The sequence below is a fragment of the Allomesorhizobium camelthorni genome, from assembly GCF_011045125.1.
Lineage (GTDB): Bacteria > Pseudomonadota > Alphaproteobacteria > Rhizobiales > Rhizobiaceae > Allomesorhizobium > Allomesorhizobium camelthorni.
This window is the reverse complement of the sequence record NZ_JAAKZF010000227.1, coordinates 1-1,722: the sequence shown is the minus strand read 5'-3', so window position 1 is coordinate 1,722 and position 1,722 is coordinate 1. Positions and strand designations below refer to the sequence as shown.

At 66.3% G+C, this 1,722-nt stretch carries 1 protein-coding gene; it reads left to right on the top strand.

What is annotated here, in order from left to right:
* Positions 1–64 precede the first annotated feature (64 nt).
* Positions 65–1,699: an IS66 family transposase gene (locus G6N73_RS35475; protein WP_343044850.1), complete on the top strand. Its 1,635-nt coding sequence runs from the start codon at positions 65–67 to the stop codon at positions 1,697–1,699.
* Positions 1,700–1,722 lie beyond the last annotated feature (23 nt).

Here is a 1,722-nt window from a genome sequence, read left to right as displayed (position 1 = left end):
AACCGGGGCAGATTTCCGGGCGGCGGGGGTTTGCAGGCGATCGCGTTCGTGATTCACCATTTGCGTGACGCTACCACCGACTGATTCGCTTGAAGGCCTGTCGCTCGCTCATCTCCGCGGGCTGGTTGCTGCGCTGATCGGCGAAGTACGCGGTCTTCAAGGCCGGGTTGAGATCCTTGAGATCGAGAAGCAGGCGCTTCGTGCCGAGAACCAGACCCTGAAGGACGAGATCGCCCGGCTGAAGAACCTGCCGCCGCGCCCCCCGGACAAGCCGCCCAGGCCGTCGGGCATGGAGAAAGCGACGCAGCCGTCATCTAGTAAAGGCAAGCGCCGCCGGCGCGGCGCCAAGCGCGACGGCGGTCGCGTGAGCCGCGAGGTGACGGTTGCGGTGAGTCCCCCCGCGGGCTCGCGCTTCAAAGGGTATGAGACGATCCTGGTACGCGATCTGATTCTGTCGGCCGAAGTGGTGCGCTACCGCCGCGAGCGGTGGGTGACGCCGGCGGGCGAGACGATCGTGGCGCCGTTGCCGGCGGGGATTGTTGGCGGCTGGGGGCCGAACCTGCGCCGCTTCATCCTGGCCTGCCACATTCAGGGGCAGGTAACGACGGAGCGGTTGACGGCGTTGTTGACCGGGATCGGGGTCGACATTTCGAAGCGCCAGGTGGTGCGGCTGATTTCGGAGGAGGATCTGGAGGCCTTCGCCGCGGAGGACCGTGATGTGCTGCGCGCCGGGCTGGCGACGGCGCGGTGGATCACGGTCGATGATACGTCGGCGCGCCACGCCAACCGGGACGGCTACACCACCCAGATCGGCGATGACCGCTTCACCGCGTTCCGCACCGGGCGCTCGAAGTCCCGCGCGGCGTTCCTAGCGACGCTGCGCGCCGGGCACAGCGATTACATCATCAATGAAGAGGCCCTGGCCTATATGCGCGGCCGCAACCTCGCCGGTCCAGCGCTCGAGCGGCTGGCAGCTGCGCCGCACAGGGCATTTGCCGACAGCGCCGCGTGGGCTGCGCATCTGGCCGCACTCGGCCTTGACCAGCTTGCGGTTGAGCCCAACCCGGTCAAGATCGCCACCGAAGGCGCGATGTGGGGGGCGATCCGCCACCACGGCTTTCTTGCCGACGCCGTGATCGTCTCCGATGATGCCGGTCAGTTCCGCATCGGCGATCATGCGCTGTGCTGGGTCCATGCCGAGCGGCTCGTCCACAAATTGATGCCGATGACGCCGGATCAGCGCCAGGCCGTCGACGTCATGCGCCAGTTGATCTGGTGGTTCTATCGCGATCTGAAGAGCTATCAGCGCGCCCCGTGTCCGCGCCGCGCGGCGGCCCTGCGCGCCCGCTTCGAGCGCCTGTTCAAACGACGAACCGGCTATGTCATGCTCGACCGGCTGCTGGCCCGGCTGCATCGCCGCAAGCAGGAACTCCTGCGCGTTCTCGACCGCCCCGAGATCCCGCTGCATACCAATGGTTCGGAAAACGACATCCGCGCCTTCGTCACCAAGCGCAAGATCTCCGGCGGAACCGTCAGTGAGGCAGGCAAGAACGCCCGCGACCTCCTGCTCGGCCTGATGAAGACCTGCATCAAGCTCGACATCTCATTCTTCCGCTATCTCGGCGACCGCCTCGGCATACCAACTCAACAGCCCATTCCGCCGCTTCCGGACCTCGTTAGGCAAGCCGCTCAAGCTTGACTGCCCGGTAATCTGCCCCGCTT